The organism is Halomonas zincidurans B6, assembly GCF_000731955.1.
Classification (GTDB): Bacteria; Pseudomonadota; Gammaproteobacteria; order Pseudomonadales; family Halomonadaceae; genus Modicisalibacter; species Modicisalibacter zincidurans.
The window spans coordinates 157880-174843 of the sequence record NZ_JNCK01000001.1 but is presented as its reverse complement, the minus strand read 5'-3'; the positions used below and the strand labels follow the sequence as shown (position 1 = coordinate 174843).

Annotated in this window: 15 protein-coding genes; 10 read left to right on the top strand and 5 right to left on the bottom strand. The window is 64.9% G+C overall.

Annotated features, from left to right (window positions below):
- Window positions 1-44: 44 nt before the first annotated feature.
- The 4 genes from HALZIN_RS0100925 to HALZIN_RS0100910 are packed head-to-tail and all read left to right on the top strand — an operon-like array spanning window position 45 to window position 4856.
- Window positions 45-1547, top strand: a complete 1503-nt coding sequence (locus tag HALZIN_RS0100925) for a sugar ABC transporter ATP-binding protein (protein WP_031382383.1) — start codon at window positions 45-47, stop codon at window positions 1545-1547.
- A complete protein-coding gene (locus HALZIN_RS0100920) occupies window positions 1544-2524 on the top strand; it encodes an ABC transporter permease (protein ID WP_031382382.1) in 981 nt (326 codons plus the stop codon). Before HALZIN_RS0100925 ends, HALZIN_RS0100920 begins: the two co-directional genes overlap by 4 nt.
- Window positions 2525-2569: 45 nt before the next feature.
- On the top strand, window positions 2570-4114 hold the full coding sequence (locus HALZIN_RS0100915; protein WP_031382381.1) for an FGGY-family carbohydrate kinase: 1545 nt from the start codon (window positions 2570-2572) through the stop codon (window positions 4112-4114).
- A gap of 10 nt (window positions 4115-4124) precedes the next feature.
- On the top strand, window positions 4125-4856 hold the full coding sequence (locus HALZIN_RS0100910) for an SDR family oxidoreductase (protein ID WP_031382380.1): 732 nt from the start codon (window positions 4125-4127) through the stop codon (window positions 4854-4856).
- 43 nt (window positions 4857-4899) lie between these two features.
- Here the strand turns inward: HALZIN_RS0100910 and HALZIN_RS0100905 are convergent, their stop codons facing one another.
- From HALZIN_RS0100905 to phaR, 4 genes are all read right to left on the bottom strand, one after another.
- A complete protein-coding gene (locus HALZIN_RS0100905; protein ID WP_231663418.1) occupies window positions 4900-5877 on the bottom strand; it encodes a LacI family DNA-binding transcriptional regulator in 978 nt (325 codons plus the stop codon).
- 50 nt (window positions 5878-5927) lie between these two features.
- Window positions 5928-6800 carry a phosphoribulokinase gene (locus HALZIN_RS0100900; RefSeq protein WP_031382378.1) on the bottom strand — a complete coding sequence of 291 codons (873 nt, stop codon included), beginning with the start codon at window positions 6798-6800 and terminating at the stop codon, window positions 5928-5930.
- A 124-nt stretch (window positions 6801-6924) separates the two neighbouring features.
- Window positions 6925-8211, bottom strand: a complete 1287-nt coding sequence (gene purD / locus HALZIN_RS0100890) for a phosphoribosylamine--glycine ligase (protein WP_031382377.1) — start codon at window positions 8209-8211, stop codon at window positions 6925-6927.
- 81 nt (window positions 8212-8292) lie between these two features.
- Entirely contained in the window at window positions 8293-8751 is a 459-nt protein-coding gene (gene phaR / locus HALZIN_RS0100885; RefSeq protein ID WP_031382376.1) for a polyhydroxyalkanoate synthesis repressor PhaR, read from the bottom strand.
- A 148-nt stretch (window positions 8752-8899) separates the two neighbouring features.
- Between phaR and HALZIN_RS0100880 the strand changes: the two genes are divergently transcribed.
- On the top strand, window positions 8900-9613 hold the full coding sequence (locus HALZIN_RS0100880; RefSeq protein ID WP_031382375.1) for a 16S rRNA (uracil(1498)-N(3))-methyltransferase: 714 nt from the start codon (window positions 8900-8902) through the stop codon (window positions 9611-9613).
- Between the two features lie 11 nt (window positions 9614-9624).
- On the opposite strand, the gene HALZIN_RS0100875 is transcribed toward HALZIN_RS0100880, so the two are convergent.
- On the bottom strand, window positions 9625-10923 hold the full coding sequence (locus HALZIN_RS0100875; protein ID WP_031382374.1) for a lytic murein transglycosylase: 1299 nt from the start codon (window positions 10921-10923) through the stop codon (window positions 9625-9627).
- Window positions 10924-11459: 536 nt separating this feature from the next.
- Between HALZIN_RS0100875 and HALZIN_RS0100870 the strand changes: the two genes are divergently transcribed.
- Genes HALZIN_RS0100870 through HALZIN_RS0100850 form a run of 5 tightly spaced genes read left to right on the top strand, consistent with a single transcriptional unit; the run spans window position 11460 to window position 16963 of the window.
- Entirely contained in the window at window positions 11460-14264 is a 2805-nt protein-coding gene (locus tag HALZIN_RS0100870) for a monovalent cation/H+ antiporter subunit A (protein WP_031382373.1), read from the top strand.
- The gene (locus tag HALZIN_RS0100865) at window positions 14264-14614 is read left to right on the top strand and encodes a Na+/H+ antiporter subunit C (RefSeq protein ID WP_031382372.1); all 351 of its coding nucleotides are present in this window, start codon (window positions 14264-14266) and stop codon (window positions 14612-14614) included. The genes HALZIN_RS0100870 and HALZIN_RS0100865 overlap by 1 nt, the downstream gene beginning before the upstream one ends.
- Window positions 14611-16206 carry a monovalent cation/H+ antiporter subunit D gene (locus tag HALZIN_RS0100860; protein WP_031382371.1) on the top strand — a complete coding sequence of 532 codons (1596 nt, stop codon included), beginning with the start codon at window positions 14611-14613 and terminating at the stop codon, window positions 16204-16206. Before HALZIN_RS0100865 ends, HALZIN_RS0100860 begins: the two co-directional genes overlap by 4 nt.
- The gene (locus HALZIN_RS0100855; protein ID WP_031382370.1) at window positions 16203-16700 is read left to right on the top strand and encodes a Na+/H+ antiporter subunit E; all 498 of its coding nucleotides are present in this window, start codon (window positions 16203-16205) and stop codon (window positions 16698-16700) included. Before HALZIN_RS0100860 ends, HALZIN_RS0100855 begins: the two co-directional genes overlap by 4 nt.
- Entirely contained in the window at window positions 16694-16963 is a 270-nt protein-coding gene (locus HALZIN_RS0100850; protein WP_031382369.1) for a K+/H+ antiporter subunit F, read from the top strand. Before HALZIN_RS0100855 ends, HALZIN_RS0100850 begins: the two co-directional genes overlap by 7 nt.
- Window position 16964: the final 1 nt, after the last annotated feature.

Here is a 16964-nt window from a genome sequence, read left to right as displayed (position 1 = left end):
GCTGACAACGTGTGCCGCCCGGAGCGGCACACGCGAGTATCCCCATGACTCCATTACTTTCCCTAAGGCATATCTCGAAGTCGTTTCCCGGGGTGAAAGCTCTGCAGGATGTGTCTTTCGATGTCCACGCTGGAGAGGTACATGCCCTGCTCGGCGAGAACGGGGCCGGCAAGTCGACCCTGATGAAGATCCTTTGCGGCATCTACCGCCAGGACGAGGGGGACATCGTAATCGATGGCAAAGCATGCAACTTCCACGGCTATCAGGATGCCCTCGATGCCGGAATCGGCATCATCTTCCAGGAATTCAGCCTGATCCCCGACTTGGATGCCGTGGATAATATCTTCCTTGGACACGAGCGACGCAACCGGCTCGGGCTACGCGATAAGCCCGGCATGATCCGCGAGGCACAACGTCTGTTCGACCGCCTCAAGATCTCGATTCCCCTGGACTGTTCCATCGCCGAACTGAGCGTCGCCGACCAGCAGTTCATCGAGATCGCCAAGGCCCTTTCGCTGGATGCCCGCATCCTGGTTCTAGACGAACCGACCGCGACTCTGACGCCCAGCGAAGCCGACCACCTGTTCACCATCATGCGCGAATTGCGCGACCAGCAGGTCGGCATGGTATTCATCTCCCACCACATGGAGGAGATCTTCACTATCTGCGATCGCGTCACCGTAATGCGCGATGGCGAGAAGGTCGACAATTGTGACATCACCGCGACTACTCGCGACGATCTGATCGAGAAAATGGTCGGCCGCCGCGTCGAGAACATCTTCCCTGCGCATCGTTGCGATGCTGATTACCGCAATGTGGTACTGGATATACAGGCCTTACGCCTCCACGCCAATGGTCCTGAGCACTCGCTGAAGCTCCACCGAGGCGAGATCCTCGGCTTTGCGGGTTTGGTGGGCTCCGGCCGCACGGAGCTGGCCATGGGGCTGATCGGCGCGACGCGCCCCGTGAACGCCAAGGTCAGCATGGAGGGTAAGCCAGTCAGGCTCCGCCACCCCGCCACCGCCTTGGAGCAGGGGATCGGGTTGTTGCCGGAAAGCCGCAAGACCCAGGGGCTGATCCTTCCGTTCTCGTGTCGCGACAACATCTCGTTGAACAATTTGACGCAATTCCAGGCCGCCCTGCCGTTTATTAGGCGCAACGAGGAGTCGCGTACCGCCGCAAAGTTGATGGCATCGGTGCGCGTCAAAGCGCCCGGTCCCGAGACCCCGGTTGGCGAACTCAGTGGCGGCAACCAGCAAAAGGTGGTCATCGCCCGCTGGCTAGGTCATCGGTGCAAAGTGCTGATCTTCGATGAGCCAACCCGCGGCATCGACGTCGGTGCAAAGGCGGAAATCTACGCGCTGATGAAGGAGCTCACCGCCAAAGGCGTGGCGATCATTTTGATCTCCTCGGAGCTCCCCGAAGTGATCGGCCTGTGTGATCGCGCCGCTGTCTTCCACCACGGGCGGATCGCTGCCGAACTCAAGGGTGGCGATCTAAACTCACAAACAATTATGCACCATGCCACGGGGGGACTCAGCCAATGAGCCAGCTCGCCTCAACGCCCGGCACAGCCCGCCAGTCACTCAACATGCGACTGGCTCGCTGGCGCCGCACCCCGATTTTCTACCCGCTGATCGGCCTCGTCACAGTCTTCATCGCCATGGCATTAATCAATGACAATTTTCTTACTTTAAGCAATCAGATCAATCTGGTGCGACAAGTGTCGATCATTGCGATCATCGCGGTGGGAATGAGCCTGGCCATCCTGACCGGGGGTATCGACCTCTCAGTGGGACCGGTGATGGCCCTGTCGGGAACGGTCATGGCCGGATTGATGGTCGCCAGTGTCCCGCCCTCGCTGGCGATCATTCTGGGGCTGCTGGTCGGTGCCGCCTTCGGGGCCTTCAACGGTCTCTTCATTGCCTTCGCCGGTATGCCGCCGATCATCGTCACCCTGGCCACCATGGGCATCGCCCGCGGGCTCGGGCTGATCTACACCGGCGGCTACCCGATTTCCGGGTTACCCTCGGAGTTCGCCTTCTTCGGTCGTGGCACCCTGGCCGGTATCGAAATGCCCATCCTGATCATGTTCGCCGTCTACGCACTCGGATATGTACTGCTCAGCCATACCGCCACCGGACGCTACCTGTACGCCATCGGCGGTAACGAAGAAGCCACCCGACTGTCTGGCATTCGCGTCTCGCGCTACAAGCTGCTGGTCTACACCCTGAGCGGCACTACCGCGGCCATCGCTGGACTGGTCATCACCTCTCGCCTGATGAGCGGCCAGCCTAATGCCGGGGTCGGCTTCGAGCTAGATGCCATCGCCGCCGTAGTACTGGGTGGAGCCGCCATCACCGGTGGGCGAGGCATGATACTCGGCACCCTGGTCGGGGCCTTGCTGCTCGGCGTGCTCAACAACGGTCTCAATCTGATGGGCGTCTCTCCCTACCTCCAGAACGTTGTCAAAGGCCTGATCATCCTGCTGGCAATCTACATAAGCCGCAAGCGCACGACCTGACCACCAGCCAGCTCAAGGCCACCCTCAAGCGCAAGGGGTATCTGCATGGAAACCGTTATCGGGATCGACATCGGCACCCAAAGCACCAAGGCAGTGGTAATCGATCGCCAAGGCCGGATCCTGGCCGAGCATGGCCAGGGCTACCGGGTCGACACCCCACGTCCACTCTGGGCCGAGCAGTGGCCGAACGTATGGTGGGAGGCCGTACTCAACTGCATCAGGGCCTGCCTGGAAGCCTCCGAGGTCGATCCCCGAGGCGTCAAGGGACTGTGTGTCAGCAGCCTCTATGGCGGCTCGGGAATCCCGGTCGACGCCGAGATCCAGCCCGTTCACCCCTGCCTGATCTGGATGGATCGCCGTGCGGAGGCCCAGGTCCAGTGGGTGAAGGAGCACATCGACCTGACTCGACTGGGAAGCGTCACCGGCAATGGCGTGGACAGCTACTACGGCTTCACCAAGATGATGTGGCTTAAGGCCGAGCGCCCGGAAATCTGGAAACGCACCCGCTATCTGCTGCCACCCAACAGCTACATCAACTATCGCCTGAGTGGCGAGATCGCCATCGACCACAGTTCGGCCGGTAACATCGGCGGCGTCTACGACCTCGCGGCACGCGACTGGTCGACGGAAATGCTCGAGGCCCTGGGACTCGAGCAGGACAAGATGCCTTCCCGACTGGTCGACTCTGGTGCGACCGTTGGCGGCCTGCTGCCCGCGCTGGCCGACGAACTAGGCCTGCCCGCCGGCATTCCGGTGATCGCCGGCGGGGTCGATGCGGCGATGGCCACGTTGGCGGCGGGGGCGACCCGGCCCGGCAATCACGTTGCCATGATCGGCACCAGTATGTGCTGGGGGGTGATCAACCAGCACGTCGATGCCGACCAGGGGCTGATAAGCATGCCGCATGTACTGAATGGAGACCGGGATCTATATACCTTTGGCGGCGCGCTGACCGCCGGGGCTTCGGTCAGTTGGTTCGTCGATACTCTGTGCGGCGAGGACAGGGCCGCGGCCGGGGAGCATGGCAGCGTCTACGATCGGCTCGAGCCGCCCGCCCGAGAGCTTCCCCCGGGCGCCGATGGCTTGCTGTTTCTGCCCTACCTGATGGGCGAACGCAGTCCGGTATGGGACGCCCGGGCCAGTGCCTGCTTCATCGGTTTGAGCCTTTATCACCGACGCCCTCACCTGTATCGCGCCGTACTCGAAGGCGTGACCTTCGCCCTGCGTCATAACATGGAAGCCGGCAGCCAACAGGGGGAAGTGCTCGACCCCTACCTGGTCGTGGTCGGCGGCGCCACCCGTTCAAACCTCTGGATGCAGATCATCGCCGACGTAACCCAACTGCCCGTCTATACCTACCGCGAGGACGTGGAAGCGGCCCTGGGCGCCGGCCTGCTGGCCGGCCAAGCCGTCGATCTGCTCGACATCTCAGCTACCAACCGTCATGGCAACCTCGATGAGCGGGCCACACCCGATCCACAAGCGGCAGCCCGCTACGACGAACTCTTCGCGCTCTATTGCCAACTCTACCCCACTCTCAAGCCCATCATGCACCGGCTCAGTGACGCCGGTGCGATGACAGCCCATTGAAGGACAGATCATGGATTTCGAACTTCGGGGGAAGCACTTCCTGGTGACCGGGGCGACCAGCGGCATCGGCCTGGAAATCGCCCGACTGTTGCGCGAGTGCGGCGCCGATCTAGTGCTATTCGGCCGTAACCAGGAGCGTCTCAAGGCCCTCGAACACGAACTGGGCGCCCGTACCGTGGCCCTGGACATCACCGACGAGTACGCGATTACAGCGGCTTTCGCCGACCTCCCGGCTCTTGACGGTCTGGTCAACTGCGCAGGCATCTCGATTCTCGATCCCGCCACCCGGCTGCACGCCGCGGACCTCGACGCGATGATGGCAACCAACTTGCGTGCCGCTACGATCGTGGCTCGCGAGGCCGCCAACAACATGCTGGCGGCCGGACGCCAGGGCAGCATCGTCAACGTCTCCAGCCAGGCGGCCATGGTCGCGTTGGAGAATCATCTCGGCTATTGCGCCTCGAAGGCGGCGATGGACGCAATGACGCGCGTCCTGTGTCTCGAACTGGGGCCACAGGGCATTCGCGTCAACAGCGTCAATCCCACCGTGACCCTAACCCCGATGGCCGCGCGCGCCTGGTCAGAGCCCGCCAAACGCGACCCCATGCTGGCGGCGATCCCGCTGGGACGCTTTGCCGCCCCCCGCGAGGTCGCGCAGCCGGTGGCCTTTCTGCTGAGTTCGGCCGCTTCGATGATCAGCGGTACCTGCCTGCCGATCGACGGCGGCTACACCGCACGCTGATCACTGTTCGTGCGGTGTCGATGCCGTTCAGCCGATCAGGATGTCAAACAAGATCGGCAGCGATCACGACTTCGCGCACGGGAGACGTGGAGTCGTTGATCCGCTCGAAGAGCAATTGAATCGCCTCGTGCCCCGCCCGATAAGTGTCATGGGCAGCACAGGGTACAGATACATCGAAGATATCGGCATAGGGCAGGCGATCGACCCCTACCACCTTGACGGCGTCCCAGTCTATCTGAGCGTCATGCAGGGCGCGCATGGCCCCCAAGGTAATCAACTGGTTGAAGCCGAAGACCGCCTCGGGGGGGGGCTCCCGAGCCAAGTAAGCGGACATATCACGATAGCCTGGCTGCAACGTGTAATCGCCGGGGCGCTGTTCCAGCGACAACGTCTTGCCCGCCGCCTCATAAGCCGCCACCAGGCCAGCCATACGATCCTGCGTGATCCGAGAGCCACTCGGCCCCGTAAGCGCCAGCACCTGTCCGACCTCCTGGCGAACCAGCCACTCACCGAGTAGTCGCCCGGCATGGTGGTTGTCCAGCACCACGCGACTAAAGTCGCCGACATCCAGGATCCGGTCGATCATCACCATCGGCAGGTGAGCCGCTCGCAGCCGCTCGAGATAAGCGGGCCGATACCCCGCATCATCGGAGACCGGTGAAAGGATGATGCCAGCGACCTGATAGCTGAGCAGGGTCTCGATCGCCACCGCCTCGAGTTCGGCCGAACCGTCGGTGTCGATCAGCATGATCGTATAATCGTGCTGCGCGGCACTGCGCGAAATCGCCTTGATGACCTCACTGTAGAAAGGGTTATCGACGCTGGCGGTAACCAGCCCGACCAAGCGGTTCTTACGACTGCGCAGATGGCTGGCGAAGGCATTCGGCACATAGCCCAACTGGCTTGCTGCCGCGAGGATTCGTTCGCGAGTTTCCGGCTTGACCTTGTCCGGCTTATTTAGCGCACGCGATACCGTCATGTTGGTCATGCCCACATGTTTGGCGATATCGGTGATGGTCACCTTGCCACGTCGTATCATCGTTCTCCCGGCGGGGGGGGGTTAAACCGGCGTCAACGAAAGCGTCGCTGGGCCAGCAGGTGACGCACCAGCGGGCCGAGGATCAGCTCCATCGCCAGCGACAGCCGCGCGCCGGGCACCACCAGGGTGTGCGGACGGCTCATGAAGGCATCCTGAATCATCGCCAGCAAATAAGGGAAATCCACCGTCGACGGATCGCGGAAACGGATCACCACGAACGATTCAGCGTCGGTGGGGATATCCTGGATCTCGAACGGGTTGGAGGTATCCACCGTGGGCACGCGCTGGAAATTGATGTGGGTGCGCGAGAATTGCGGCTGGATGTAGCGCACGTAGTCGTGCATGCGCCCCAGGATGGTGTCGATCACCGCCTCCTGAGTATAACCACGCAGCTTGGTGTCACGATCGATCTTCTGAATCCACTCGAGGTTCATGGTCGGGGCCACGCCGACCAGCAGGTCGACATGCCGGGCGATATCGCAGTCGCCGGTGACCAGGCCGCCGTGCAGCCCCTCGTAGAACAGCAGGTCGGTACCGCACGGCAGGTCCTGCCACTCGGTGAAGGTGCCGACCTTGTAGCCGGCCTCGATCATGCGCTTGTCTTCGGCATGGATGTAATGGCGGTAGGTGCCGGTGCCCTGCTCACCGTACTCCTGGAACAGCGCTCCGAGCCGATCGAGCAGGTTGGCGCCCACCGCGAAGTGCGAGAGCTCGTCGGTGCGCTCGGGCTCCTCGCGGAAGATCCGCGTCAGCTCTTCCTTGGTGTAGCGATGAAAGGCGTCGCCATCGACGAAGGCGGCATGGACGTCCTCGCGGGTGAACATGCGCTCGAAGGTACGTCGCACGGTGGTGGTGCCGGCGGCCGACGAGCCGGTCACCGCGACGATCGGATACTCGCGGGACATCTCAGTGGGCTCCCACGCGCGAAGCGGCGGCCAGGGCGTACCGATGCAGGCACTGGGCTTGCAAAAACTCGAGCTCGAGGCGTTGCATGGTCAACTCCCTGTCAGTGGACGCGCGCGCCAGGCGTCAGGATTCCCGGGCCACCGCCCGATAGGCGATGTCGCGACGATAGAGGGCTTCGTCCCAGTGGATCGCGGCGACTCCATCGTAGGCACGATCGCGAGCCCGCGAGACCCGCTCGCCCAGGGCGGTTACGCATAGCACGCGCCCGCCGCTGGTGACGATCCGACCTTGGTCGTCTTCCGCCGTGCCGGCATGGAAGACCTTGCAGCCGACGGCCTCGGCGGCGTCCAGCCCGTCGATCGCATCGCCCTTGCGGTAGCTGCCCGGATAGCCGCCGGCGGCCATCACCACACCCACTGCGGCGCGCGCGTCCCACTCGCAGGTCTCGCCATCCAGCCGCCCCTCGGCACCGGCCAGGCACAGCTTGACCAGATCGCTCTTGAGACGCATCAGGATCGGCTGGGTCTCGGGATCGCCGAAGCGACAGTTGTATTCGATCACCTTGGGCGCGCCCTGAGCATCGATCATCAACCCGGCGTACAAAAAGCCTGAGTAGGGATGGCCCTCGGCGGCCATGCCGCGCACCGTGGGCAGGATCACCTCGTCGATGACCCGCCGGTAGACCGTCTCGGTGACCACCGGCGCCGGCGAGTAGGCGCCCATGCCGCCGGTGTTGGGACCGGTATCGCCATCGCCGGCGCGCTTGTGGTCCTGGCTGGTGGCCATCGGCAAGACGTGTTCGCCGTCGACCATGACGATGAAGCTGGCCTCCTCGCCGTCAAGGAACTCCTCGATCACCACCCGGGCGCCGGCGTCGCCGAAGGCGTTGACCTCGAGCATGTCGCGGATCGCCGCTTCGGCCTCGGCGTCGCTCATGGCCACGATCACGCCCTTGCCGGCCGCCAGTCCGTCGGCCTTGATGACGATCGGCGCGCCGCGCTCGGCCAGGTAGGCCAGCGCCGGCTCGACGGCGGTGAAGGTCGCGTACTCGGCGCTGGGGATCGCGTGGCGGGCCAGGAAGTCCTTGGTGAACGCCTTGGAGCCCTCGAGCTGGGCCGCCGCCTGGGTCGGCCCGAAGATTGTCAGGCCGGCGGTGCGGAAGCGATCGACCACCCCGGCGACCAGCGGCGCCTCGGGACCGACGATGGTCAGCCCGATGGCCTGCGCGCGGGCGAAGGCTTCGAGCTCGGCCAGGTCGTCGGCGGCGATCGCCACGTTGGTCAGCTTGGATTCGCGCGCCGTGCCGGCGTTGCCGGGGGCGACATAGACGCAATCCACGTAGGGCGACTGAGCGGCTTTCCAGGCCAGCGCGTGCTCGCGGCCACCGCCGCCGATGATCAGAACCTTCATTGACTAACCTTGCTCGCGAGTGGGGAATCGATCCGCGGCATTATGTCAGAAAGCGTGGCGCGCTGCCCGGCCGCGACGGGCTCAGTCGTCCTTGTCCTCGTCGTCGCGCGTGTGCTGCGTGCGGTTCATCGTCTGCTGCCAGAAGCGCATGTTCTCTTCGGCCATCTCGCGCATCAACTCCATCGGCGTGTGGCGCATGGCCTGCTGCCACTGATCCTTGAAGTGCTTCTGCTGCTCGAGCATCAGTTGGGTGCCCTGCTCCAGGTAACGCGCCAGCGGCAGCGGCTGCGACATGGCGTAGATGCGGATCATCTGGGTCAGCAGGTCGTTGGAGAACACCTCGGCGTCACCGTCGGCCTGTTCCTGCTCGATGATGATCGACAGCAGGATGGTCCGCGTCAGGTCCTCGCCGCTCTTGGCATCCTCGACACGGAACGGCTCGTCGTCGAGAATCAGGCGCCGCAGATCTTCGAGCGTCACGTAACGACTCTGCTGGGTGTCGTAGAGTCGGCGATTGGCATACTTACGTATCACGCGCACGGCGCTGCTCCTCATCGTTAATCGGCATCGATGCATTGTGCACCGCACCCCTTTTCTTGCAACCCATAGCTTGCAAACCATGGCTTGCAAACCCCTGTCAGCCGCCGCGGTCTCGGCTATCATGGCCGCCCGCGTCTTCGGAGCGCTCATGAACCTGATCCTGCTCGACCCCGCCGACCTGACTACCGGCGGCCTGGCGCGCGTCAGCGACCCGCGCCGTCTGCGCCATCTGCGCGAAGTGCATCGCGCCACCCCTGGCGATCGCCTGACGGTGGGGGTGCGCGATGGCCGCTGGGGCACGGCGCGGCTGGCGACGCTGGATACGCAGGCGGCGCTGTTCAGCGAGCTCGTCCTCGACCGGCCGCCGCCGCCGCCGCTGCCGGTGCACCTGGTGCTGGCCCTGCCGCGTCCACGCATGCTGGCCCGAACGCTGGAGCACGTCACCGCGCTGGGGGTCAAGCAGATCACCCTGCTGCACACCCGGCGCGTCGAGAAGAGCTACTGGCAGTCGCCCGAGCTGGCGCCGGCGAAGATCCACGACCACCTGGTGCTGGGCCTCGAGCAGGCCCGCGACACCGTGCTGCCGACGCTCAGTTGCGAGCCCCGCTTCAAGCCGTTCGTCGAGGACCGGCTGCCCGGGCTGCTGGCCGGCAAGCAGGGCCTGCTCGCCCACCCGGGCATGGACGAGGCCTGCCCGCGCGGCATCCACCGGCCCAGCGTGCTGCTGGTCGGCCCCGAAGGCGGCTTCATTGCCTACGAGGTGGAGTGCCTGCTCGCCGCGGGCTGCCAGGGCATCCATCTCGGCGAACGCATCCTGCGCGTCGAGACCGCGGTCACCGCCCTGCTGGCACGGCTCGGCTAATCCGGCCTCGCTCAGTCGGCTTCGAGTCGCTCGAGCATCCCTACGGTGGCGAAGCCGTCCGGCGTCTGTCCCAGGCTGCGCTGGTATTCACGCAGCCCGCGCCGGGTATTCGGTCCGATCACCCCATCCGCAGAGCCGACCTCGAAGCCGCGCGCGTTGAGCAACTGCTGAAGACGCTTGACCTGGCTGCGCGACAGCGCCGGCTGCTGGCGCGGCCAGTCGCCGACCAGCCCCGGTTCGCCGGCCAGCCGCTCGGAGAGCAGCGCGACCGCCAGCGCATAACTGGTCGAGGCGTTGTAGCGCATGATCGTCCGGAAGTTGTGCCCCACCAGGAAGGCTGGCCCGCGGGCGCCGGCCGGGGCGATGATCGAGGCTTGATCAAGCGCTGGCAACTGCGTGCCGCGCACGCCACGCACCCCCTGCGCCAGCCATGCCTGGCTCGAGCGGCGCACGTCCAGTTCGGTCTGGGCGTAGTCGAAGTTATCGGGCAGGCGGACCTCCGCGCCCCACGGCTCGCCCTTTCGCCAGCCGGCGTCGGTCAGGTAACTGGCGGTCGATGCCATGACGTCGGCGATGCTGCCCCAGATGTCGCGTCGGCCGTCGCCGTCGGCGTCGCGGGCATATTTCTCGAAGCTCGACGGCAGAAACTGAGTGTGGCCCATGGCCCCGGCCCAGGAGCCGCGCATGTGCTCGCGGTCGATGTCGCCGCGCTGCAGGATGCGCAACGCCGCGAGCAACTCGCTGCGGGCGAAGTCGGGGCGGCGACCGTCGTAACCCAGCGTGGCCAGCGCGTCGATGGTCGAGAAGCTGCCGAAGTTGCTGCCGTAGTTGCTCTCGATGCCCCAGATCGCCACCAGGATCTCGGCCGGCACGCCGTAGCGCCGACTGGCGGCCTGGATCGGCGCGCGATACTCGGCGAGTTGCGCGCGGCCCTGCTGGATCCGGGCGGGGGAAATCGCGGTATCGAGATAGTCCCAGACCTGGCGGGTGAATTCCGGCTGGGCGCGGTCGAGCTCGATGACACGCGGCAGGTAGCGGACGTCATCGAACGCCGCCGCCAGCGTCACCGCGTTGATGCCCTCGGTCAGGGCCTGACGACGGAAGTCGGCGACCCAGGCGACGAAGTCCTGACGTACCGCGGGCGCGGCGGTATCGGTTTGCTCGGCGGCGCTCGCCGCCGTGGTCTGGCTGGCCTCGGGGGCGAGAGTGGCATCGCGGCCGACTATGTCGGTGGTACTGGCGCTGACCTGGCAGCCGGCCAGGGGCATCAGCAGTGTCAGCAGCAATGGAACCGGGAGGCGACGAATCATGAAACTTCCTTGCCAGGCAAATGAACGGAGGACGGTACAGGACGCGCGCGCCTATCTTCTCGCAGGTGAGGCTGCGCGACTAGCGCTGGCCCCGGCGATTTTCGCGGGGCGCGGCCACGCCGGTTACGCTAGATTGGCGTCGGGGGGCGTGGTAGAGTCGAAGACTGACGCCGCGAAGGCGTCAGCCAACCGGCATTTTATCTCAATAAAAACAGCAAACTAGCTTACTTCGAAGACCAATGCTCTTGGATGCCGGGAAGCCACGAAGGGAGGAAGACACCATGACGGGCCACCCCCCGCGCGCAACCCCACGCGCGCCTCGCCATACCGGTGCCGATACTCTGACCACCGCGCGTCCGGTCGACCGCACTCCTGCCTGGATGCTGGCGCCCCGAGCCGTACGCCGCCCGTTTCTTACCGACCCGCCTTTCGATTTCGCTTGATGGTCGTTTCCGCAACGGCTGAACTGTGACCTATCGCAACCGCGCGCCGCGCGCCGGATCCGCCAGAACGCCAACGACGAGAGCGAGTCGTTCATGCCGCTGTTATTGATTGTGCTGCTGCCACTGGTGGGCGGCCTGCTGCCCATCATGAGTTCCAACGAGCGCCGTGGCGCCTGCGCCGCCGTGGCAGCCGCGCCAGTGCTCATAGCACTGGCGGTCGCGCTCTATTATGCCGGCGCGGTACTCGATGGCGAGGTGTTCCGTCAGGCCTACCGCTGGATTCCGGCGCTGGACCTGAGCCTCGCCCTGCGCCTGGACGGCCTTTCTTTGCTGTTCGTGCTGCTGATCCTGGGGATCGGCCTGCTGATCATCGTCTACGCCCGTTACTATCTGCTGGCCAGCGACAACGCACCGCGCTTTTACGCCTTCCTGCTGCTGTTCATGGCGGCGATGCTGGGCATCGTCATGGCCGACAATCTGTTGCTGCTGTGGTTCTTCTGGGAACTCACCAGTCTGTCGTCGTTCCTGCTGATCGGCTACTGGTATCACCAGAGCGAGGCCCGCAAGGGCGCCCGCATGGCGCTCACCGTGACCGGGGCCGGAGGCTTGGCGCTGCTCGCCGGTTTGCTGCTGCTGGGCCGCATCGTCGGCAGCTACGACCTGCAGGTGGTGCTCGACAGCCGCGACATGATTCAGGCCGACCCGCGCTATCTGCCGGCATTGCTGCTGGTACTGCTCGGCGCATTCACCAAGTCGGCCCAGTTTCCCTTCCAGTTCTGGCTGCCTCACGCAATGGCTGCGCCGACGCCGGTGTCGGCATTCCTGCATTCGGCGACCATGGTCAAAGCCGGCGTGTTCCTGCTGGCACGCATGCACCCGGCGCTGGCCGGCAGCCCCGAGTGGCTCTACCTGGTCGGCCTGACCGGCCTGGCGACGATGCTCTACGGGGGCTATTTTGCGCTGCTCAAGTACGATCTCAAGGGCGTGCTGGCCAACTCGACAATCAGTCAGCTGGGGCTGATCACCCTGCTGCTGGGACTCAACAATCAGATAGCGACGGTCGCCGCGCTCTTTCAGATTCTCAGTCATGCTCTCTTCAAGGCGGCGCTGTTCATGACCGCCGGGATCGTCGATCACGAAACCGGAACCCGCGATATCCGCAAGCTTCAGGGACTGTGGCGGACGATGCCGCTGGTCGCGGTAGTGGCGGTCGTCGCCGGGGCGTCGCTGGCCGGGGTACCCTACTTCAGCGGCTTTCTGCCCAAGGAGATGCTGCTCAAGGAGTCCCTCGACACTCAACTGCTGGGCGGGCTGTCATGGTTGATTCCGGTACTGGCGACGCTGGGCAGCCTGTTGTCGGTGGCCTACACGATACGCCTGGTCAACAACGTATTCTTTCAGGGGCCCATGCCCGAGTTGCCCAAGACACCCCATGCACCGCCCAGGCTGATGATCGCTCCGGGGCTGCTGCTTGCCGCGCTGAGCCTGCTGATCGGCACCCTGCCGGCGTTGACCACCACGGCGCTGCTCACCGCGGCGGGCAACGCCGCGCTGGTCGGCGACACGCCCGAACTGCATCTGGTGGTCTGGCAAGGTTTCAGCCTACCGCTGCTGATGAGTGCCATCGCGCTGATCGGCGGCGCCGCGCTGTACTGGCAGCGCAAGTATCTATTCGCCTTTCAGCGCCAGTTTCGTGCCCGCGACGCACGACTGCTGTTCGAGGCCTCGGTCCAGAGCCTGGTACACACCACCCAGCGCGTGATCGACACGTTGGAAAACGGCTCGCTGCAGCGCTACATGCTGTGGCTGGTGATCACCATCCTGGGCCTGGTCGGCGGCACCCTGCTCGACGCCACCGAGCTGCGCGGCCCGCTACCGCTGCAACCGCTCGACGGGGTGGTCATCGTCGGCGCCGGCATGGCGATATTCGCCGGCCTGGCCACGGCGATCCTGCACCGGCGGCGGCTGATCTCGCTGCTGATGCTGTCGATCGTCGGGCTGATGACCTCACTGGCCTTCGCCCGCTTCTCGGCACCCGATGTGGCGCTGACTCAGCTGGCGGTGGAGGTGGTGACCATGATCCTGCTGATGCTGGCGCTGTTCTTCCTGCCCCAGCGAACCCCCAAGGAGTCCGGCGCTGCGCGGATCCTGCGCGACGTATTGCTGGCCACGGCGTTCGGCGGGACCGTCGCCAGCCTCAACTTTGCGGTGCTGACCCGGCCGCTGGAATCGATCTCGCAGTTCTTCATCGCCAACAGCGTGCCGGGTGGCGGCGGGTATAACGTGGTCAACGTGATTCTGGTCGACTTCCGCGGCTTCGATACCCTCGGCGAGATCACCGTGCTGTGCATCGCCGCGGTGGGCATCTACAAGCTGCTCAACCGGCTGCGACTATTCATGCCATCGAGTGACGCCGAGGGCCGGCCATGGTCCCGCGACCGTCATCCGCTGATTCTGATCAGCGTGTCGCAGACCATCCTGCCGCTGGCCCTGCTGGTGTCGGCATTCATCTTTCTGCGCGGTCACAACGCACCGGGCGGCGGTTTCATCGCCGGCCTGGTCACGGCGGTGGCGTTGATCCTCCTGTACATCGCCCATGGCGTCGACTGGTGTCAGCGGCGCATGTCGTTTCAGTACCAGCCGATCGCCGTCGCCGGGGTCGGCCTGGCGACGCTGACCGGCCTGGGCAGCCTGGCGTTAGGCTATCCCTTCTTGACGTCGGCGATCGGCACGTTCTACCTGCCGTTGATCGGCAAGATCAAGCTGGTCACCACGACACTGTTCGACCTGGGGGTGTATCTCACCGTGGTCGGCGCCACGCTGATGATTCTCGCCAACCTCGGCAAGCTGACCACCACGCACCGCCCCAGCAAGCAAAAAGACAAGGAGAAGGCCTGATGGAAGCGCTGTTCTCGATGACTACCGGCGTGCTCGCCGCCTGCGGGCTGTTCCTGGCGCTGCGCGGCCGGACCTTCCCGGTGGTGGTGGGCCTGACGCTGCTCTCCTATGCCGTCAACCTGTTCCTGTTCTCGATGGGCGGGCTGACCACCGGCGGCGCGGCCTTGATCAAAGGCCAGGGCGGCGACTACGCCGACCCGCTGCCCCAGGCCCTGGTGCTCACGGCGATCGTCATCGGCTTCGCCATGACCGCCTTCTCGGTGATCCTGGCGATACGTGCCCGGAGTGATCTGGGCAGCGACCACGTCAACGGCAATCGCCTCGACGAGCCGCGGGAGGAGAGCAGTTGATGGATCACCTGATCGCGCTGCCCATTCTTCTGCCGCTGGTCGCCGGGCTGGGGCTGCTGCTCAACCGTGAAGGACCAGCGACGCCGCGGCGTGTCGTCAGCCTGGTCGCCACGGCACTGCTGCTGGCGGTGTGCGCGCTGCTGCTGGTCCAGAGCGCCGACGGCACGATTCGCTATTATGCGCTGGGCGACTGGCAGCCACCGTTCGGCATCATCCTGGTCGCCGACCGGCTGTCGGCACTGATGGTCACGCTGACCGCCTTACTCGCACTCGGCAGCCTGCTTTATGCCAGCGCAGGCAACGACGAGCAAGGCTCGAATTTTCATGGGCTGTTCCAGTTGCAACTGATGGGCATCAACGGTGCCTTCCTGACCGGTGACCTGTTCAATCTGTTCGTGTTCTTCGAGGTGCTGCTGATCGCCTCCTATTCGCTGCTGATGCACGGCGGCGGCAAGGCGCGCATTCACTCGGGATTCCATTACGTGGTGCTCAACCTGGCCGGCTCTGCGCTGTTCCTGATCGGCCTGGGGGTGCTCTACGGCACCATCGGCACGCTCAACATGGCCGACATGGCGGCGAAAGTGCCAGGGCTCGACAGCAGCCGTCTGGTGCTTGCCAAGGCCGGCGCCATGCTGTTGCTGGTGGTATTCGGCCTGAAGTCGGCAATCCTGCCGCTGTACTTCTGGTTGCCGCGCGCCTATGCCGCGGCCGCGGCCCCGGTCGCTGCGCTGTTCGCGATTCTCACCAAGGTCGGCATCTACGCCATCCTGCGCGTCTTCACGCTGATCTTCGGCGCCCAGGCCGGGGCGCTGGCCTACCTGGCCCAGCCCTGGGTCTGGTGGCTGTCACTGGCGACCCTGGCGCTGGGCGGGGTGGGCGTGCTCTCGTCACGGGATCTGCGTACCCAGGTCGCCTATCTGATCATCATCTCGGTGGGCACTCTGCTCGCCGGAATCGGCATGAACAGCATCGATGCCAACGCCGCGCTGCTCTATTACATGGTGCATACCACGCTGGTGACCGGCGGGCTGTTCCTGCTGGTCGACATCATCGCCCATCAGCGCGGCAAGGCCGGCGCACGCATCGTCCGCGGCCGGGCCGTCAATCAAACCGCATTGCTGGGCACGCTGTTCTTCATCGGCGCGCTGACGGTGGCCGGGATTCCGCCCTTTTCCGGCGCGGTCGGCAAGGCGCTGGTCCTGAAGGCCGCCACGGCCAGCCAACTGGTATGGCTGTGGCCGGTCCTGCTGATCAGCAGTCTGGCGGCGATCGTCGCCCTGTCGCGCACCGGCTCGACGCTGTTCTGGCGGACCTCGGGAGGCGAGCGCCGCCGCGAGCGCCACGAGAGCGGCGAACGCGACAAGGAGCATGAGCGCGACAAGGACAGCGAACGCGGCCAGCGCCGCGTCGGGGCGATGCGTACGGCGGGCCTTCTGCTGCTGCTCGGCGCCTCGCCCCTGCTGGTGATCTTCGCCGGACCGCTGACCGACTTCACCAGCGCCACGGCCGATCAGCTCGCCGATCAGGAGGCGTACATTCGCTCGATCATCGAACGTGAAGCGCCCAGCGATGCCACAGGAGACGAGCCATGATTCCGGTACGACCCTGGTTGCCGATGCCGCTGCTCTCGGTACTGTTGCTCGCCATGTGGCTGATGCTGCAACAGAGCGTGTCGGTCGGTCAGCTGCTGCTCGGCGGTTTCCTGGCGCTGGTCATTCCGCTGATTACCCGGCCCTTCTGGGAGAGCCAGCCAACCGTCAAGCGGCCGTGGCTGTTGCTGCGCTACGTGCTGCGCGTGCTCGGCGACATCATCGTCGCCAACTACGAGGTCTCCAAGCTGATTCTCAACCCGCGCAGCCGCATGAGCCCGGTGTTCATCGAGTATCCGCTGGAACTCGAGGAGGCCTTCACGATCACCATCCTCGCCAGCACGATCACCCTGACCCCGGGGACGGTCTCGGCCCATCTGCGTCTCGACCGGCGCACGTTGGTGGTCCACGCACTCAATGCCGAGGATGTGCAAGCCACCATCGACAGGATCCACCATCGCTACGAGCGCCCGCTCAAGGAGATCTTCGAATGCTAGACATCGCACTCTGGATCAGCCTGGCGCTGTTCACCGCAGCGACGCTGCTGACGCTGTATCGCGCGGCGATCGGCCCTGACCTGCCCGACCGTATCCTGGCGCTGGACACCCTGTACGTGAACTCCATCGCGCTGATCGTGCTGTTCGGCATCTGGCTCAACGACAAGATCTATTTCGAGGCGGCCTTGCTGATCGCCATGCTCGGCTTCATCAGCACCGTGGCGGTTTGCAAGTACCTGCTACGCGGCGACATCATCGAATAAG